General features: G+C 53.0%; 15 protein-coding genes and 1 pseudogene. 4 read left to right on the forward strand and 12 right to left on the reverse strand.

Annotated features, from left to right (window positions below; all coding sequences use genetic code 11):
* Positions 1-381 precede the first annotated feature (381 nt).
* On the forward strand, positions 382-1548 hold the full coding sequence (gene rnd, locus AMM48_RS00325; RefSeq protein ID WP_102782469.1) for a ribonuclease D: 1167 nt from the start codon (positions 382-384) through the stop codon (positions 1546-1548).
* An 86-nt stretch (positions 1549-1634) separates the two neighbouring features.
* Here the strand turns inward: rnd and AMM48_RS00330 are convergent, their stop codons facing one another.
* Positions 1635-2213 (reverse strand): TetR/AcrR family transcriptional regulator, encoded by a 579-nt coding sequence (locus AMM48_RS00330; RefSeq protein ID WP_102782470.1) that lies wholly within the window; start codon positions 2211-2213, stop codon positions 1635-1637.
* A 178-nt stretch (positions 2214-2391) separates the two neighbouring features.
* On the opposite strand from AMM48_RS00330, the gene AMM48_RS00335 reads away from it, so the two are divergent.
* Positions 2392-2940 carry a carboxymuconolactone decarboxylase family protein gene (locus tag AMM48_RS00335; RefSeq protein ID WP_102782471.1) on the forward strand — a complete coding sequence of 183 codons (549 nt, stop codon included), beginning with the start codon at positions 2392-2394 and terminating at the stop codon, positions 2938-2940.
* 110 nt (positions 2941-3050) lie between these two features.
* Complete coding sequence (locus AMM48_RS00340; protein WP_102782643.1) at positions 3051-3515, forward strand: DUF1348 family protein; 465 nt, start codon at positions 3051-3053, stop codon at positions 3513-3515.
* A gap of 189 nt (positions 3516-3704) precedes the next feature.
* Here AMM48_RS00340 and AMM48_RS00345 read toward each other — a convergent pair whose 3' ends face one another.
* Positions 3705-4571 carry an SDR family oxidoreductase gene (locus AMM48_RS00345; protein WP_102782472.1) on the reverse strand — a complete coding sequence of 289 codons (867 nt, stop codon included), beginning with the start codon at positions 4569-4571 and terminating at the stop codon, positions 3705-3707.
* A gap of 105 nt (positions 4572-4676) precedes the next feature.
* Here AMM48_RS00345 and AMM48_RS00350 point away from each other — a divergent pair, with 105 nt between their 5' ends.
* Positions 4677-5591: a LysR family transcriptional regulator gene (locus AMM48_RS00350; protein WP_102782473.1), complete on the forward strand. Its 915-nt coding sequence runs from the start codon at positions 4677-4679 to the stop codon at positions 5589-5591.
* A 172-nt stretch (positions 5592-5763) separates the two neighbouring features.
* On the opposite strand, the pseudogene AMM48_RS22520 reads toward AMM48_RS00350, so the two are convergent.
* The 10 genes and pseudogenes from AMM48_RS22520 to AMM48_RS00400 form a co-directional block, all read right to left on the reverse strand.
* Positions 5764-5967 (reverse strand): annotated as a pseudogene (locus AMM48_RS22520) (CatB-related O-acetyltransferase); the annotation flags it as partial.
* Between the two features lie 283 nt (positions 5968-6250).
* Positions 6251-7150 (reverse strand): NAD(P)-dependent oxidoreductase, encoded by a 900-nt coding sequence (locus AMM48_RS00360; protein WP_102782475.1) that lies wholly within the window; start codon positions 7148-7150, stop codon positions 6251-6253.
* On the reverse strand, positions 7147-7683 hold the full coding sequence (gene rfbC, locus AMM48_RS00365) for a dTDP-4-dehydrorhamnose 3,5-epimerase (RefSeq protein WP_102782476.1): 537 nt from the start codon (positions 7681-7683) through the stop codon (positions 7147-7149). Before rfbC ends, AMM48_RS00360 begins: the two co-directional genes overlap by 4 nt.
* Entirely contained in the window at positions 7680-8912 is a 1233-nt protein-coding gene (locus AMM48_RS00370; protein ID WP_102782477.1) for a class I SAM-dependent methyltransferase, read from the reverse strand. Before AMM48_RS00370 ends, rfbC begins: the two co-directional genes overlap by 4 nt.
* Positions 8909-9994, reverse strand: a complete 1086-nt coding sequence (rfbG, locus tag AMM48_RS00375; protein WP_102782478.1) for a CDP-glucose 4,6-dehydratase — start codon at positions 9992-9994, stop codon at positions 8909-8911. The genes AMM48_RS00370 and rfbG overlap by 4 nt, the downstream gene beginning before the upstream one ends.
* A gap of 3 nt (positions 9995-9997) precedes the next feature.
* Positions 9998-10768: a glucose-1-phosphate cytidylyltransferase gene (gene rfbF, locus AMM48_RS00380; RefSeq protein WP_028791857.1), complete on the reverse strand. Its 771-nt coding sequence runs from the start codon at positions 10766-10768 to the stop codon at positions 9998-10000.
* Positions 10769-10811: 43 nt separating this feature from the next.
* Positions 10812-11705 carry a glycosyltransferase family 2 protein gene (locus AMM48_RS00385; RefSeq protein WP_102782479.1) on the reverse strand — a complete coding sequence of 298 codons (894 nt, stop codon included), beginning with the start codon at positions 11703-11705 and terminating at the stop codon, positions 10812-10814.
* A gap of 150 nt (positions 11706-11855) precedes the next feature.
* Entirely contained in the window at positions 11856-13133 is a 1278-nt protein-coding gene (locus AMM48_RS00390) for a DUF1835 domain-containing protein (protein ID WP_102782480.1), read from the reverse strand.
* 181 nt (positions 13134-13314) lie between these two features.
* Entirely contained in the window at positions 13315-14793 is a 1479-nt protein-coding gene (gene ppx, locus AMM48_RS00395) for an exopolyphosphatase (RefSeq protein WP_102782481.1), read from the reverse strand.
* Between the two features lie 45 nt (positions 14794-14838).
* Positions 14839-16986, reverse strand: coding sequence for an RNA degradosome polyphosphate kinase (locus tag AMM48_RS00400; protein WP_022733394.1), 2148 nt, complete (start codon positions 16984-16986; stop codon positions 14839-14841).
* Positions 16987-17045 lie beyond the last annotated feature (59 nt).

Genomic DNA, 17045 nt, shown 5'->3' on the forward strand with positions numbered 1-17045 from the left:
CCTAGTTATCTATAGTTTTGAGTTTAAGAATAAGGCCTCATTTTGCAAAGCTAAGATGAGTTGCCTGATGAGAATGGTATACTCAGAGTAGCACCGCGCGGGTGGATTGCAACACTATCAGGAGTGTGAAATCCATTTTCCCCCAACGGCGTGTCCGATCAATAAGGCCTTTATGATCAACTGCTGCAGGTGTCAGAACATCAAGTGACCCTCTGTTTGTCACATATCCTGATTCAGTGCCGAATTTCTGTCGTAGTTTTGGTGGCGAATGGCGTTTGATTTACGCCGTTTTGGTGGTTGTGCGTGCCGTAGATCAGACCTGCGCTGCGGCACTGCATTGCCCACTGGCGATTTGCGGCGTGCAATGCTATAGAAAATCTTATGGAACCAATTACAACTACAGAAGAACTTCGCGTACTTTGCGAAAAGCTGCGGACGTTCGAATATGTCACGGTCGATACCGAATTTATGCGGGACTCGACCTATTGGCCGCAACTGTGTCTTGTGCAGCTTGCCAGTCCCGAACCGGGTGATAACGGTGCGGCGGTTGATCCGCTGGCCGAGGGTATTGACCTTACCCCGATGTTTGATCTGATGCAGGACGAAAGCGTGATCAAGGTGTTTCACGCTGCCCGTCAGGACATCGAAATTTTTGTCCATCTGTCGGGCAAGGTCCCCCATCCGGTGTTTGATACCCAGGTGGCGGCGATGGTGCTGGGCTATGGCGATCAGGTTGGCTATGAAACGCTGGTCAATAAGGTCACGCGCAAAAGTGTCGATAAATCCATGCGGTTTACCGATTGGTCGCGCCGGCCGTTATCAACCAAGCAAATCAGTTACGCGCTTTCGGATGTTACCCATTTGCGGGTGATCTTCGAAGAATTCCATGAGCGGCTTGAAGCCAATGGACGTGCGATCTGGCTGCGTGAGGAAATGGACCGTCTGACCGATCCATCGATCTATTCAATTGATCCGGCAGAGGCGTGGAAGCGGCTTAAAACCCGATCCAACAGCCCGAAATTCCTGGCGGTCGCCCGTGCGCTTGGCGAATGGCGCGAAACTGAAGCCCAGCGCAAAAATCAGCCACGCAATCGCATTTTGCGCGATGATACGTTGCTTGATATTGCCGCACGTCAGCCCATGACCGAAGGCGATCTTGATAAGACGCGCGGTGTGGGACGCAACTTTGGCAGTTCCAAACCCGGTCAGGCGATTATCGATGCCATCAAGGCCGCCCTTGATAGCCCGCAAGATCAGTGGCCCACCCCAAAGCAGCGGACCGAACTGCCTGCCGGTATTGGCCCGACGGTTGAGCTGCTTAAGGTTTTGCTGAAACTCTGTGCCGAGGAAAAGGGCGTTGCCCAACGTCTTGTCGCATCGAGCGATGATTTGCAAAACATTGCCGCGGATGATGAAGCCGATGTGCCGGCCATGCGGGGTTGGCGCCGTGATTTGTATGGTCAATATGCCCTGCGGCTTAAACACGGGCAGCTTGGCCTTAAGCTTGAAAAGGGTGAAGTGACGCTGGTTGAGCTTGGCGACAATTAAGGCCAAAAACCGACATTCTGACGGAACGCAAAAACGGGGCCCCTTTGGCCCCGTTTTGTGATTCTGGTTGTCGTTCTGTTGTTGCTTTAAGCGGGGAGGGCCGCGTCAAGCAGTCCGGTGGCAATTGTTTTCGCCAGTCTGGCCGCTTCGGGCATCCCGCGGACATGTGCCGTGACGATTGCACCTTCCTTAAGCAGGGCGAGTTGTTCGGCCAAGGTTTCAGGATCAGTAGCCCCCGCCTTGGTGCAAAGCTTGGCAAGATGGTCGACGATCTCTTGCTTATGCTGTTTGGCGATGCGGTGGGCGGGGTGGTCGGGATCGGTAAACTCACCAGAAGCATTGATAAACGCACAGCCCGCAAATCCCAAATCCTTGAATGCCTGCCCCCGAAACCATTTTTCCAGAGCGTCAAACAGGGACAGGAGCTGTGCGCGGGGATCGGGTGATGCTGTTTCCATCGCATTTGTCAGCCAGTCGCGAAATTGTTCATCACGCCGGGTAAGGGCGGCCAAAATCAATTCGTCTTTCGAGCCGAAATGCTTATAGAGCGTCATTTTGGCGACGCCGGATTCGGACAGGATTTTGTCGATTCCAGTCGCGTTAAAGCCCTGTTTGTAGAACAAACGCAGGGCTGTATCGACAAGTTCGTCGCGGCGCGATTTCAATTTTATATCTCCAGTAGTCAGACCGTTCTGTATATATATGTGCTATAGGGCACAGAAAATCAACGATTTTCCAGTGATGGAATGACCGTTCAAAAATTAATTTGACAAATAGACAGATCGGTCTGTATATATATTTCCATAGTTGAGAGTTCTTCTCCACACACAAAGGAAAATGACCATGACCCGTATTTCACTTCCTGCTTCTATCGATGCTGCTCCGGCAGGTGCCCAGCCGCTTCTTGAAGCTGTAAAAAAGCAGATTGGATCTGTGCCGAACCTGTTTCGTCTGACGGCAAACAGCCCGGCCGGCCTTGAAGGCTATCTTGGTTTGAGTGGTGCGCTGGCAAAGGGGGCGCTTGATGCCCAGACGCGTGAGCGTATTGCCCTTGCGGTTGCCCAGATCAATGGCTGTGACTACTGCCTGTCGGCGCATACCTATATTGGTAAAAACCTTGCCAAGCTTGATGATGCCGAGATCGCGGCAAACCGGAATGGTCGTTCGACCGACGAGAAGGCGGATGCTGCTGTGCGTTTTGCCGTTGCGCTTGTACAGAACCGCGGACAGGTCAGCGAAGACGATGTCAAGGCGGTTAAGGCGGCAGGCTACGGCGATGCTGAGCTTGTCGAGATTGTTGCCCATGTCGCCTTGAGCACCCTGACCAACTACCTAAACGAAGCATTTGATACGCCGATTGACTTCCCTGCGGTGCATGCCGCTGCTGCGTAGGGGTGACCCTGCGTTCGGGAATGCCCCGGTCGATGGTTCCCCCCAACCGCATTATTGCCCAAAATCGACCGGGGTATCTTTTTTCGCTTCAGCATCAAGGAAACCAAACAATGTCACGACCACCGTTGCCTCCATTCACCGAAGAAACGGCCAAGCAGAAGGTCCGCATGGCCGAAGATGGCTGGAACAGCCGCGATCCTGAAAAGGTTTCTTTGGCCTATACGCCCGACAGCAAGTGGCGCAACCGCGCAGAGATTTTTGAAGGGCGTGAGAATATTGTCTCCTTCCTGACCCGTAAGTGGCAGAAAGAAATCGAGTATCGCCTGATCAAGGAACTTTGGGCATTTCATGAAAACCGCATCGCGGTGCGGTTTGCCTATGAATACAGCGACGATAGCGGCAACTGGTTCCGGGCCTATGGCAATGAGAACTGGGAATTTGATGAGGACGGTCTGATGCGCTATCGCGTCGCATCGATCAATGACAAGCCGATCACCAACGCGGAACGCTTGTTCCACTGGCCGCTTGGCCGTCGCCCCGATGATCATTCGGGACTTTCCGAGCTTGGTTTGTAGTCCCCAACGGTCTCCCTTCGCCACGTATTGATGCCCGACAAGCTAAGTAAAACCTTTTCTACACCGGCATGCATTGCAGCGCGCCCCTTACGTCGTGAGGGCAGTTTCGAATGCCTCCCTGAAAAACGCGAACGGGGCCGTGATGGCCCCGTTTCTTTGTTGCTCTGTCACGAACTATTCCGCAATTGATCAGGAGGCCAAAGCCCTTTTCAGGAAGGCTTCAACTGACTCTGCCGGACGTCCAAGCAGGCGTTCGATATCCTTGCTGACAGTTTCGTAATCGCCTTTTTTCGCACCGACATAAAGACCGGCCAGAGCTTCGACCAGATGGCCGGGCAGGCCGAGGCTGGTGAGAATGCCACTGTGGATTTCTGCGGGCAGGTCGACATGACTGACCGGTTTGCCGGTTGCCGCGGCGATGTAGCTTGCGATTTCGGCGTGGGTGACTGCCTTGCCACCGGTCAGGTCATAGGTCGCATTGATGTGATTTTCTGGGGTGGCAAGCACGACGGCGGCGGCTTCTGCCAGATCATTGCGTGGGATGTAGGTGATTTTTGCATCGCCTGCCGGGGCGCCAAAATCACCGGTTTCAAGCGCATGCGGCACACCGGCCATCAACAGATCGGCATAGAAGCTGTTGCGTAAAAGCGTATAACGCAGCCCGCTTTGCTTGATGTAATTTTCGGTATCAAGGTGAATGGCCGAATAGGTGAAATCGGCATCGGCTTTGGGGTCGATGATGCTGGTATAGACCAGATGTTTGACCCCGGCGGCCTTGGCGGCATCAACCGCAGTGCGGTGTTGGGCAATGCGCGTGGCATTGTCGGCTTCACCCGAAATGATCAGGGCGGTGTCGATATCCTTGAAGGCCGCGGTCATCAAAGCAAGGTCATCAAAGTCGCCATGGCGGACGTCAATGCCTTTGGTCGCCAGATCATCGGCCTTGGATGGTGTGCGGACACTGACCGCGATGTCGCTTGCGGGGATGCGGTTAAGCAGGTGCGCGACAACGAGGCTGCCGAGCTGGCCGGTGGCGCCGGTAATCAATGTTTTCATTTTGTATTCTCCGATGTGTGGTGGTCAGGCTATCGCCTGTTCATGGGAGAAATCTGGACCGAATAACGCATATGATCAATTCGATGGGTGTGATAATATGTATGTATGAAAATCGATGAATTGGACCTTGATTACCGGTTGCTGCGTTTGTTTCTGACGATCTATGACGAAGGATCGGTGACAGGGGCGGCAAACCGTCTTGGTGTTGGGCAACCCACGGTCAGTCATGGGCTGGACCGGTTGCGTCAGATTATTGGTGATCCATTGTTTGTGCGGTCGGGGCGGAACATTTCACCAACCGCACATGCCGATGAAATGGCGGTGCGGGTCCGCGCCTTATTGCAAGACATGCGTAATTTGACGCGGGTGGGGGCATTTGATCCACAGAACCCTGATCATGGCGCACGGTTTGTTTTGGGCACCAATGATTATGAGGTGGCGGTTATCTTACCGGCCTTAATAAAGCGCATTCGATCCTGTGCAGCGGACATAAGGCTTAAGGTCGTGCCGGTGACGGGGGGCGAGCAGGTTGTTGAGCTGTTGCGCGAGGGCAAGCTTGATCATGCGATTTGCCTTCAGCTTGCGGGTAAGTTTGGCGATATTGCTCAACAAGCCCTGTTGAGCGAGCACATGAGCTGTTTTTATGATGCGGCGTTTCATCCAGTACCACCTGATACGGCTGACCGTTTTTGTGCTGCTGCCCATGCCCGCGTGATGCTGGGAAATAATGATACGTCGGCGGTGGATGAAGTGTTGCACGCCCAAGGCCGATCACGCCGCACAGTGTTGCAGGTGTCAAACTTTGCCAGTGTCGCCAGTTTGATGCGCGGCACGGATGTGATTGCGACCTTGCCGTCGCGTCTGGCCGGGGGCGTTATGCAGGGATTTGGCCAGTGCGATTTCCCGTTTGATTTCGCGGCCTATAAATTCAGCCAGATATGGCACGTACGCAATGCGGAAAATGCCGCGCATAAATGGTTGCGCGGCGAGATTTTCAGAGCGACACGCAATTTGCCGTAGCAGGACTTGGGCGATGATCTGCTCTTTGACAGTGCAGTCCAGTCATCTTGGCAGTATCGATGGGGCGTCACGAACACTTAGTCGATGGTTACTTATCTTGAAATGCGTCGAGAAAATTTTGAACATTGCCGTAAAGCAAGGTTTCTTTTTCCTTTAAATCTTCGTCATTTAGCTCCCACCAACGAGTTTCCAGAAGTTTTTCGATTTTGTCATCGTCAAAACGCTTTCGGATCAATCGAGCGGGGTTTCCTCCTACAATAGCGTATGGTGGCACATCTTTCGTGACTATGGCGCCAGCAGCGACAACAGCACCTGTACCGATTTTTACGCCAGATAGAACGATGGCTCTCGCGCCAATCCACACATCGTGACCAAGACTGATTGAACCCTTGGTAATAGCGTCCTTGTTGCCCTTATCGGTATTCCACAACAGCGTTTTGAAGGGAAATGTGCTTGGGAAATCCAGAGGATGATCCACCTTACACAAAAAAAGCACGTCAGGACCGATAGAGCAATAAGACCCAACGTTGAGCTGGGCGTCTATAGATGCCCCAGCGACCATATTCTTTTTCAGTCCGTATGAATGTCGACCGACCGATACATGATCCGGGAGTTTTGACGATTTAGGCGAAACGCCGAAAATCTTTCGCAAACGATCTTTAAATTTCATGGGCTTGCCACCAATCAACGCAGGTTTTTAGTGCAGCTTTCAGATCATACTTTGGACGAAAACCAATTTTTTGTTCAAGGAGGGTTGTGTCGGCGACGAGAAAAGGCGGTTCATCCGGGCGGTCGGGCATACTGCCCGGGGCGAGCGTTCCCTGGCCAATAATTGCTCTGAGCAAATTTGCAACTGACAGTAGGCTGTAGCCTTCGCCACTTGCGATATTGACAATTCCTTTGAAATCGTTGTGTTCAAAGACTTGTGCAAATGCCTCACCAGCATCCGCGACATGCATGAAATCACGGACTTGGTTTCCCGAACTCATCTTTGCTGATTGATCATCAAGGAGGGCATTGGTGATCGCCGGCACAAAACGACCGGGGTTCTCATGCGGGCCACACAACAGGAACAGTCGGCCCCACGCGATAGAGGCCCCTTCTTGTGTGTTCAGGTCGAGACAGTGATGGGCAAGACGGAGCTTTTCTTGCCCATATAATGTAGCGGGCAGGCAATTAGCACTTTCACCGAGCTTTTCGGTGCAGTTTTGCCAATCGTATTCGGCGCAGCTGCCCGCGATGGTCGCTCTTTTGCCGCCGTGATCATGAAAGCGGTTTAACAAGTCGATGCTTGCATCCCGCCAGTCCGGATTGTCTTTCGCATTCCAGAAATGGCCGTGCGTGGTTTGCCAAGCCAGATGAAGAAGGCCATCGGGTTGTTCTGTGCGAATAATTGTCTTGCGAAATTCTGCGTCAAGAAGATCACCGACGATGTGGTGACTGGCTTTTGCATTTATTTCTGAACGGCTACAGGTGATCACATCATGACCGGCGGAGGTCAAAGCCGCGCAGGCATGCGGTCCAATGAGGCCGCTGGCACCGGTGACAAGAACCTTCATTTTTGCGGCTCGTAGTCGGGATAATTTGCGTCGCGATCATTGATGATCGTCGGATTTTCCGGCCACGTGATGGCAAATGCCGGATCATTCCATCGAACGCCTGCAGCAAGTTCGGGAACGAATGGTGCACCCATGAGATACAGCACCTCGGTATCTGGTTCCAGCGTCAGGAAACCATGTGCGCAGCCCTGGGGAATGATGAATGATTTACGGTTGGTCGCAGACAGTTCTTCTGCCGTCCATTTGCAGTATGTAGGCGAGTCTTTACGCAGATCGATCACAATATCGATAATCCGGCCGGCAATGCAGCGAACGATTTTGGGATCGCCTACGGGGGATTTTTGATAATGCATGCCGCGCAATGTTCCTGCCTTGTAGTTGAAGGACAGGTTGGCCTGCTTTATTTCGAAATCATGGCCGTTTTGGGATAATTCTTCTGCACAAAATGTACGTGCAAAGAACCCCCGATCGTCCTCGTGTTTTTCGAGATTGATCAGTTCGACACCAGGGATTTCTGTCTTGGTGATTTTCATCCCACAACTTCTACTTCTGGAACCGCCACAAGAAACTGTCCGCCCCAGTCCTTAACATAGGAGACGTCTTTCATGATTTCGTTCTGAAGGTTCCATGGCAGGATCAGAACGTAATCCGGTTTGGACGCTTTAAGTTTGTCCGGGGCATGGACAGGAATATGGCTTCCCGGCAAAAGGGTGTTCTGTTTGTGGGGATTCGCATCGACAACGAAATCGATTAGGCCGTTATCAATGGCGCAGTAATTCAAAAGTGTGTTGCCCTTTGCCGCCGCACCGTATGCCGCAACGGTTTTCCCCGCAGTCTTTGCCTTTTGAAGGAAGTCCAGAAGGTTCCTGCGGATCGCGCGCACCTTGGTGTCAAAGCCGTCGTAGCACGCAAGCGTGGCAATACCTGCCTTGGTTTCCTTCGCGCGAAGGTCTCGCAAGTTCTGAGTTTCAGAACGTGTGCCCGCTGCTTTTTGAGCCCAAACACGCAGGCTGCCGCCATGTGTTGGCAGTTCTTCGACATCAAAGACCTTAAGGCCATTCAGCTCAAAACATTTTTCAACAGCATAGAGCGAAAGATAAGAGAAATGTTCGTGGTAGATCGTATCAAACTGCGTTTTCTCAAGCAGGTTCAAAAGGTGTGGGAACTCAAAGGTCGCAACACCGTCATCCTTGAGAACGGTTGCAAAACCCGACACGAAATCGTTGATGTCAGGAACATGCGCGAGAACGTTGTTGGCGGCTGTCAGGTCAGCATGGCCGTATTCTGCGACAACCCTTTGCGCAGTTTCCGTGCCAAAGAACGCAACGAGGCTGCGGACACCTTTTTTCTCTGCTTCTGCGGCAACATTTGCAGCAGGCTCGACCCCAAGAACGGGCACGGACTTCTGAATGAAATGCTGCAATAGGTATCCGTCATTTGAGGCAACCTCGACGACGAAAGATTGGCCATTCAAGTCTAGTCTTTCTGCCGCTTTTTGGCAGTATTGGCGGGCGTGTTCAACCCAGCTTGTCGAGTAGCTTGAGAAGTAAGCATAGTGACTGAAAATTTCTGACGGCGGAACCACGTCGTCAACTTGAACCAGAAAGCACGTGTCGCAAACACGAGCGTGCAACGGATATCGTGGGTCTTCTGTGTCTGCGCGGTCATGGGAAACATATGAGTTGGCAAGAGGGCTCAGCCCAAGATCGACGAGGGTATGCTTAAGGTCAGTTCCGCATGCGCGGCAAGTTGGCGTTGTCATTTTATATCCATCATCGATTCAAACGAGGTGACTTGTGCCTCGGTTATTTCGCGCATATTCTGCCCGTCTACGTGTGCTTTATGCCAGTCAATAATCCATTGGACGCATGAGGGCAAATCAAGGCGTGGTTGCCAAGACAATGTTGACGCTGCCAGGCTTGAGTCCAATGCAAGGGTAAGCGCCTCTTTGCGGGCATTTGTCGTATCCTGCTGCGCAGTTCCCATGCGGCTGCCCCATGCAGTGAGTAGCAAACGTGTCACATGCTCAACTGTATGCGAGCCGTTCGGGCCGAAGTTCAATGCGGGCAGAGATGTTTTGCCTTCGACAGCAGCCTGCAAATACATCAAATAGCCTGAAACAGGTTCAATTACATGCTGCCAAGGGCGGGTTGTCGCGGGGTTTCTGAGTTCAACGGCCTGATCATTTATGGCGGCCGCGATGATATCGGTCATTAACCGATCTTCAGACCAGTCTCCGCCGCCGACGACGTTGCCTGCACGTGCCGTAACCACAGGAATATGTCGTTCACGGAAATAGCTTTGCGCAAAGCTGCGCGCGACAATTTCCTGACACCCTTTCGACGCGCTGTAGGGATCACGTCCGCCAAGTGGGTCGTCTTCGCGGAAAATGATCTCGCCTTTGGCCTGATCATAACTGTCGTTGTCATAGGCCTTGTCGCTTGTAACAACCAAAACGCCTGCCAGATTTTTACAGTCGCGTAAAGCGTCGAGCAAGTGTGCCGTTCCCATGATATTGGTCGCCATGGTCTCGACCGGCTCTCGGTAGGCGCGGCGTACGAGTGGCTGTGCTGCCATATGCAAAACAAGTTCCGGTTCAACTTTGTCGACCATCTTTTTGACAGCAGCGTGGTCTCGAAGATCGGCAATCGTCTCCGAGGCATATGATAGGTCAAGCAAATCGTGAAGATTTGGGGTTGTTTCGGGAGCAAGCGCAAAGCCGTGAACCTCGGCCCCCATCTGCATCAGCCACGTTGCGGTCCAACTGCCCTTAAAACCAGTATGGCCGGTCAGCAAAACACGTTTTCCGGACCAAAACTGACGAAGGTTTTTACTTGGCAGCATCTTTTACCAGACCTTCCAAGGTGCGTTGCCCGCAGACCAGAGCTTTTCCAGCAACTGTTTTTCGCGCAGGGTATCCATTGGCTGCCAGAAACCATCATGGCGCCAAGCGGAAAGTTCATCACGCTCAGACAGGTTGCGCAGGGGATCTGCTTCCCAGACAGTTTTGTCTTCAGTGATTTCGTTCAGAACCGATTTTTCGCAGACAAAGAATCCGGCGTTGATTCGTGCGCCATCCCCAAGCGGTTTTTCCTGAAATGCGGAAACCCTGTCGCCGTCAAGGACAGTTGCACCAAAACGACCTGGCGGGGAGACAACCGTCATTGTTGCTTTTCGACCCTGCTTCTTGTGGAACTCGATGCTGGCAGAGATGTCGACATTTCCAAGGCCGTCGCCATAGGTCAGACAGAAAGGTTTGTCGTCATCCAGGTAATCACCAACGCGTTTGATACGCCCGCCTGTCATACTGTCTAAGCCTGTGTCGACCAAGGTGATCTTCCAAGGTTCGGCAGTGGCATTGTGATACTCAAGACTGTTTGAGGCCATATCAATCGTGAGGTCGGCGTGATGCAGGAAGTAATTGGCAAAATATTCCTTGATCACATAGCCCTTATAGCCAAGGCATATGATGAATTCGTTCACACCATGTGCGGAATAGATTTTCATCAGATGCCATAAAACCGGTTTTCCGCCGATCTCGACCATCGGTTTTGGCTTAATCGACGTTTCTTCGCTGAGCCGACTGCCGTAACCGCCTGCTAGAATTACTGCCTTCATAAGAAAAGGGTTCCACTCATTCAGTTTTATGCGCCAAATGCTGCTATCGAATATTTGCCGGGGGCAGCTTGGATGCTCTTACACCGATCACGGCTGCTAGCGAACCGGCGGACCTTGCCAAATCACGCCAGCCTTTTTTACGTTGCAAAGTTAGTCCATGCAGTAGTGCCTTACCTGCAAAGCGGGCGCAATATGTTACGCCAAGGTAAGCGCCTGCCGGACGTCCTTTGTACTTGGTTTCAAAGTATATTCTTGACCAAGCAATGTTCCAGAACTTTTCCCAGTAGTACGCTCGGTTCGGTCGTACGGACCCACCGTTCAAATGTGTTACAACCGATGCTGAGACGAGTATAAGGCTGTGGCCTGCCTTGCGTAAACGCATGCACATATCGTCATCTTCAAAGTAAAGATATATCTCGGGATCATAGAAGCCAACCGTCGATAAAACGTTCATACGGACGAGGTTGACGGCACCCGAAAGAAATTCGACACAAGCAGGGCCTTCTGGTGCGCATTCATAGGCCAACTTGCCATGTGACCTTCGCTTCCACAGTTCTACATCGTGGCTGAGTTCAAGGTCGCCATTTGCATCCTTGTGGATCGGTCCAAACATCGCAGCTTCGCGGTAGGTGTCTGCGGCATCGACAAGTGCATCAATGGCGCCTTCGGCCATCACGGCATCTGGATTGGCCAAAAGGGCAAATTCAGTATCAACCTTTGCAAGTCCCTGGCTGGCGGCAGCACCGTAGCCAAGCCCTTTGCTGTTTCGAATGATCAGCGCATCTGGCCGAATTTCGGAAACAATATCAAGGCTATCATCAGTTGATGCGTTATCAACAACGATCAATGGAATTTCTTTGGGCAACGACTTCAAAAGGCCACCAATGACAAGGCCGCCGTTATGGGTAATCGTAACTACTGTTGTTCTCGCTGCCATCAATATTCCCTGCAAAATGCGTATTTCTTGCCAATGGCGGTGAACATATTCAATCTAACAATAATGTCCAATGAGAGATTGCAGTCTGCTCCATAAATTGCAGCATTCCTTTGGTCATTCTAGGGTTTTCGATGTTTTTCCGGCATAAAATTATATGGAACTGCGCCCAACAACCGAAATACCGCCGACCCAGCGTGTGCCGGTGAAGTTATCGAGGTAGTTGCGTTGTCCGGCCAATGTTTGGTGCCCGGTGTCGGTTAGGGTGACGGTGCGTTCTGCCCAGTTCGCATCCCTGTCATCGGATGTGATGGTGAAAAGGGGATCGACGCAGGTCATCATCCGTTGCACATCGGCCCAGAACATCAAATCACCGAGATAAGGTAATGGATCATAGGTGCGCATCAGGTGGCCAAAGGTTTTGCTGACCGTGATGGAACCATGGTCCGCAATGATTTTCAGGGTCAGTTTCTGTGTCAGGCCAAGTCCGGTTTTGGGATCGGGTAGTTCGGCATGGTGGCGTTGGAGTGCCGTGATCATATGAGGCAGGGGGCCGGGACCCGATGTGATGAAGTCGGTCAAAAGATCGGGGGTTGGGGATCGCACCGCCTGCCAGGCTTTGCTGCCAAAGGTCAGCATGGCATCGGTGACGGGGGCCCGATGATTTTCCCAGCACCAGATCAGAAGTTCGGGGGAGAGTTGCCCCAAGCCGATGAAGCGTTCAACGCCGGGGACAGCACCGACGGATATTACCTCAAGCTGTGTCTCCGGCCGGGTGGTTTTGATGAAATCGATCAGGAAGGCCAAGATCAACTGGTCGTAACTGTCATGTTCGAACCACAGGACCACATGGTCATACTCGCCGAGCGTTGCCAGTGCGCCATATTCGCGTTTGGCCCGTGCCAGCGCATCTTTGGGGACGATATCGTAAGCTTTGGCGATAAAATCCGCGCGGGTTTGAACGAACTGATCAAGGGGAAGGTCCGGGACCGGTCCCTGACAGAACGGATCGGAAAACTCGAGGAAGGCCCCTTTGAATCCGACAATCTGAAGGCCGTGGCGGATGTCTGATCCGCAGCGCAGATGCAGGGTTTTATCTGTATCCAGTGTTGCCGGGGTGCCATTTTTGATCTGGCGGTTGCGTTCGGCAATCTGATCGATATGCGCCTTCATTTTCGGCCAGCTGGCAAAGCCGTTCTCGCGTGCGATGACCCATTGGGCATCGGCCAGTTTGATGTCAGAAATTGTCTGGGGCGTCGGGGTGAAACCGGTCTTTTCAAACCGTGCGACGGCATCGCCGGTTTTGGCGCCAAGCGCGCGCAACAGTTCTTTGGCGCGTTTGCGTTGTTGTTCAAGGTTAAGCCGACCATCAAAGATCGGACTTTTGGCAGGTTGGGTGGTTTTGGATTTCGATGTGCGTGACGCAGACATACGATTCCCCTGTTTAAATCGCCTGTGTCCGCCAGACAGGCAAGGAAACCGTGTGTTTCGTAATGTCGAACCGGGCGCAGCCCTTTCCGCGGACGGGGTGCTTGGAAAGCCCGGTTAATTTAGCGGTTTTGAAACCGGTTGCAAAGACTTATCAGCTTAACCGGGCGGGTGGATAACAGGGTTATGACTGTCGAACTTCGCTGTCGCGGTTCATCAGTTTGGCCAATTTTGACAGGCGTTGTTCAACCACTTCGCCGTAAAGGGTGGCGATGTTTTTGTTGAATTCCAGAACCACCTTGTTGTCTTCGATCTTAAGCGATGTTTCCGGCAGGATGCCTTCGACCCCGCCCGAAAGCGTATGACCCAGACGGATAACATGGCCGATCAGACGCCCTGTCAGGCGGGTTTCGTCGTCCAGAATGCGGTCGCTGGAGGCATCACCTTTGAAGTTTCCAGTGTAGCGCGACCCGATGGTATAGGCCAGAAACACCCGATCATGATGGTTCAGGTCAAGGTATGGGTGGCGCAAAATTCGGTTGTAGCTTTGGATGGCGCGGTAATCGGGATGTTCGTTCCAGCCGATATCACCGATGATGCAGGCCGCAAGCCGCAGGCGTTCAAGGTTGTTTGGCAAGTCTGCAAAAAGCGGAGCACACCAGCGAAACAGTTCTTCGCCATGCTGATGAAAGCGTTCGCCGTCCTCGGCAAAGCTTAAGCAGGCATCAAGCAGCGGATCACGTTGACGCAGGTCTTCGGGCAGGACTTCATACATCCAGCCTTCGCGCAGGCCATGGCCGGAAAAGACGACTTCGCGGGGCTTCATGCGCGCCATTAACATGTTCATGACCAAGGCCGCATGGGGCAGGCTGTCGATACGGCGTTTTGATACACCGCCAACTTTTTCAAGCGATACGCGGCTTTGTTGGGAGATGATATGGGTCAACTCGTCCATTTCACTGCACGGCATTGCCAGATTGTGGACAACGGAAATCGGGTAATCTTCCTGGGCGATGAACAGTTTGGCAATTGAGCGCCATGAGCCGCCAACGGCAAAAAGCTGTTGGCCGCTGGCGTTTTGTAGCCAATCCACACTATCAAGATGGCGGGTGATTTCGGCGGTTAGACGGGCCCGGTCAGAGCCAAAGACGGCCTGCAAACGCATCGCACCGAGCGGCAGGCTGACGCGTTCCTTGATTTCGCCCTGATCAAGTAAAACCAGTTCAAGCGACCCGCCGCCGATATCGCCCATGACGCCACTTGCACGCGGGTCACCGGAAATAACGCCAAGGGCGGAAAGGCGGGCTTCTTCAAGCCCGTCAATCACTTTGACGACAAGGCCTGTTTCAGCCTCGATACGGTCACAGAATTCCTTGCCATCGGTTGCGGCACGAACGGCCGCGGTGGCCAAAACATCGACATGCGACACTTTCATGGCGCGCAAAAGCGTGGCAAAGCGCTGCATGGCGACAACGGCAAGTTCAACCCCCTCCGGGTTGAGCTTGCCGGTATCTTCGGGGTCGCGACCCAGCCCACACATGACTTTCTCGTTGAAAATCGGGGCCGGGGCACGGGTCATACCATCGAAAATTACAAGGCGTACCGAGTTGGAGCCAACATCAATAATCGCAATGCGGTTGGAAGCTCTTTGGTCAGTCAGCATACTTTTGATGGCACCTGTTGGTCGTCTGTCTGCGGCGTGTTGATGTTAGTCATCAAGCTGCAATACGGGGACATTCGGGTCCGCCTCGTTCAGAGCGCTTCCACGGCCTGACAGAGACGGGTTGGTCATGAAGTATTTATGTGACGAAAACGCTTTTTCACCGCCTTCGCAACGTTCGTATGAACCATCCGCCTGCAAATACCAAGCCTGCGCTGTATCTTTAAGGTTTGCAATCATGATCTGTTCGATGATCTGGCGCTGACAGGTCGGGTTCTCAACCGGCACCAGCGTTTCAACCCGGCGGTTCAGGTTCCGTGGCATCCAGTCGGCCGACGAGATAAACGCCTTGGCCTTGCGCGAGGGCAGCTTTGCCCCATTGGCAAAGACAACAATGCGCGAATGTTCAAGGAACCGTCCGACAATCGATTTAACCCGGATGTTTTCCGAAAGTCCCGGGACACCCGGACGCAGACAGCAAATGCCGCGAATAATCAGTTCAATGTGAACCCCGGCTTCGCTGGCGCGATAAAGTGCATCAATCACCACAGGATCGACCAGACTGTTCATCTTGGCCCAGATGCCGCATGGCTTTCCAGCCTTGCTGTTTTCGATTTCCTGATCGATGTGGGCCAGAAGGGTCGGGCGCATGGTGTGTGGGGCGATGGCGATTTTTTCAAGCGAGCGCGGTGTCGCGTAGCCGGTCATGAAATTAAAGATGCTGGCGGCATCACGCCCAAGGGCCGGATCACACGAGAAGAACGAAATATCGGTATAGAATTTCGCCGTGATCGGGTGGTAGTTGCCCGTCCCAAAGTGAACGAATGTACGAAGCCCATGGGTTTCGCGGCGGACAACAAGCGATACCTTGGCGTGGGTTTTCCAATCAAGGAAGCCATAGACCACCTGACAACCCGCACGTTCAAGATCGGCCGCCCAGCGCAGGTTGGCTTCTTCGTCAAAGCGGGCTTTAAGTTCGACCATGGCGGTGACGGATTTTCCGGCCTCGGCCGCTGCAATCAGGGCTTTGACGATCGGGCTGTTTTCCGATGTGCGATAAAGCGTCTGTTTGATGGTGACCACGTCCGGATCACGCGCAGCCTGTAGCAGGAACTGCACGACAACGTCGAAATCCTCGAACGGGTGATGAACCACCAGATCCTTTTTGCTGATCGCGGCAAAACAATCGCCGCCAAAGTCACGTACCCGTTCAGGGTAACGCGGCGAGTAGGGGGCGAACAGCAAATCATGATGCAGATCAGAATCGATCAGTTGTTTGACGTCAACAACGCCAAGAAGGCCATCGACCTTAACGACTTCTTCAAGTGCGACGTCAAGTTCGTCGATGACGAAATCAAGCAGGTCTTCGGGGATGTGGGCGTTGACCTTAAGGCGGATGATGCTGCCGCGACGGCGGCGCTTTAGGGCTGTTTTAAAGACGCGGACCAAGTCTTCGGCTTCTTCTTCGATCTCAACATCCGAATCGCGGATGACGCGGAAGAACCCGTGTTCGATCATATCAAAACCCGGGAACAGCTTGTTGAGATACAGCAAGATGGCCTGTTCGACCGGCAGATATCGTTCATTACGGCCCGGAAGACGCAGGAACCGGCCAATTTTTTGCGGAACCGGGATCAGACCACGCATGTTATGCCCGTCAGCCGGGTCAAACAGCTGCATAACAATGGTAAAGCCAAGGTTCGGGATGAACGGGAACGGATGGGATGGGTCAATCGCAAGCGGGGTTAAGGTCGGGAAGATTTCACGCATGAAATAGCCATCGAGCCATTTGCGGTCGGTCTGGGTCAGATCGGATTGATCAATGACCGAAATGCCCTGTTGTTCCATTTCCCGGCTGAGCTGACGCCAGATGCGTTGCTGATCCTGCATCAACTGGTTGGCATCAAAGGTGATGGCGCGCAGCTGTTCAGACGGGCTCATGCCATCCTGACTGACCTTGGTCATGCCCGCGCGGAGCTGGCCGACGAGCCCTGCGACACGGACCATATAGAATTCATCCAGATTGCTGGCTGAAATCGACAGGAAACGCAGCCTTTCAAGCAGCGGATGACCACTGTTCTGGGCTTCTTCAAGCACGCGATTGTTAAAAGCCAGCCATGAAAGTTCGCGGTTGATGAAGCGAGTTTCCGAATCAATGGCGATCGCGCTTGATTGAACTGCAGCGGCGTGTGACACGCTATGCCTCCTGCGGATTGAGGGGATGTCTTTGAATTTATGCGACATGTCCCGGTTGC

This window comes from Thalassospira sp. GB04J01 (assembly GCF_000751115.1).
GTDB classification, from domain to species: Bacteria; Pseudomonadota; Alphaproteobacteria; order Rhodospirillales; family Thalassospiraceae; genus Thalassospira; species Thalassospira lucentensis.

Excerpts from the sequence above, each read along its gene's own strand:
- rnd (WP_102782469.1), top strand. The coding sequence starts at position 382 with ATGGAACCAATTACAACTACAGAAGAACTTCGCGTACTTTGCGAAAAG.
- AMM48_RS00335 (WP_102782471.1), top strand. The coding sequence starts at position 2,392 with ATGACCCGTATTTCACTTCCTGCTTCTATCGATGCTGCTCCGGCAGGT.
- AMM48_RS00340 (WP_102782643.1), top strand. The coding sequence starts at position 3,051 with ATGTCACGACCACCGTTGCCTCCATTCACCGAAGAAACGGCCAAGCAG.
- AMM48_RS00345 (WP_102782472.1), bottom strand. The coding sequence starts at position 4,571 with ATGAAAACATTGATTACCGGCGCCACCGGCCAGCTCGGCAGCCTCGTT.
- AMM48_RS00350 (WP_102782473.1), top strand. The coding sequence starts at position 4,677 with ATGAAAATCGATGAATTGGACCTTGATTACCGGTTGCTGCGTTTGTTT.
- AMM48_RS00360 (WP_102782475.1), bottom strand. The coding sequence starts at position 7,150 with ATGAAGGTTCTTGTCACCGGTGCCAGCGGCCTCATTGGACCGCATGCC.
- rfbC (WP_102782476.1), bottom strand. The coding sequence starts at position 7,683 with ATGAAAATCACCAAGACAGAAATCCCTGGTGTCGAACTGATCAATCTC.
- AMM48_RS00370 (WP_102782477.1), bottom strand. The coding sequence starts at position 8,912 with ATGACAACGCCAACTTGCCGCGCATGCGGAACTGACCTTAAGCATACC.
- rfbG (WP_102782478.1), bottom strand. The coding sequence starts at position 9,994 with ATGCTGCCAAGTAAAAACCTTCGTCAGTTTTGGTCCGGAAAACGTGTT.
- rfbF (WP_028791857.1), bottom strand. The coding sequence starts at position 10,768 with ATGAAGGCAGTAATTCTAGCAGGCGGTTACGGCAGTCGGCTCAGCGAA.
- AMM48_RS00385 (WP_102782479.1), bottom strand. The coding sequence starts at position 11,705 with ATGGCAGCGAGAACAACAGTAGTTACGATTACCCATAACGGCGGCCTT.
- AMM48_RS00390 (WP_102782480.1), bottom strand. The coding sequence starts at position 13,133 with ATGTCTGCGTCACGCACATCGAAATCCAAAACCACCCAACCTGCCAAA.
- ppx (WP_102782481.1), bottom strand. The coding sequence starts at position 14,793 with ATGCTGACTGACCAAAGAGCTTCCAACCGCATTGCGATTATTGATGTT.